1 protein-coding gene is annotated in these 538 nt (G+C 65.2%); it reads left to right on the top strand.

Annotated features, from left to right (window positions below; genetic code table 11):
* Nucleotides 1-380 (top strand): M20/M25/M40 family metallo-hydrolase (locus tag A2J02_RS17385; protein WP_156516270.1); only part of this gene is annotated, 380 nt, incomplete at its 5' end.
* Nucleotides 381-538: the final 158 nt, after the last annotated feature.

Raw genomic sequence — 538 nt, 5'->3', positions numbered from 1 at the left:
GCGACCACGAGACCTGGGCGTTGCTCGAACCGCTGGTCCGCGAGATCGTCACCGGATTGCTCGCACCGACCGGTGTCCGCTTCGAGCTGCACTACCGTCGCGGCGTGCCTCCCGTGGTCAACGATCCGGCGTCCACGCACACGTTCGAGAAGGCGATCGAGAGGGTCGGACCCGACGCGTTGGCCGATACCGCGCAGTCCGGCGGCGGCGAGGATTTCTCGTGGTACCTCGAACGAGTGCCGGGCGCGATGGCTCGACTCGGCGTATGGCCGGGTACCGGGCCACAACTCGACATCCACCAGCCCACCTTCGATCTCGACGAACGAGCACTCGCCGTGGGCGTGAAGGTGATGACCGGAATCGCGCTGGATCCGAACTAGAGACAGGAGACGAGATGGCGTTCGAGGTGTCGCCGATCGGGATCGTCAGATCCGAACGCGCCGAGGTGGTGGACGACAATTGGGGATCCGTCGAATCCGTCATCGACCTCCACGACAGTGTGCTCGACGCCGACTCGACCCTCGGTCTCGCGGAATTC

This window comes from Rhodococcus sp. EPR-147, from assembly GCF_001647185.1.
Classification (GTDB): Bacteria; Actinomycetota; Actinomycetes; order Mycobacteriales; family Mycobacteriaceae; genus Rhodococcoides.
The sequence above is the reverse complement of the archived record's forward strand: the minus strand, read 5'-3'. Positions and strand labels throughout refer to the sequence as shown.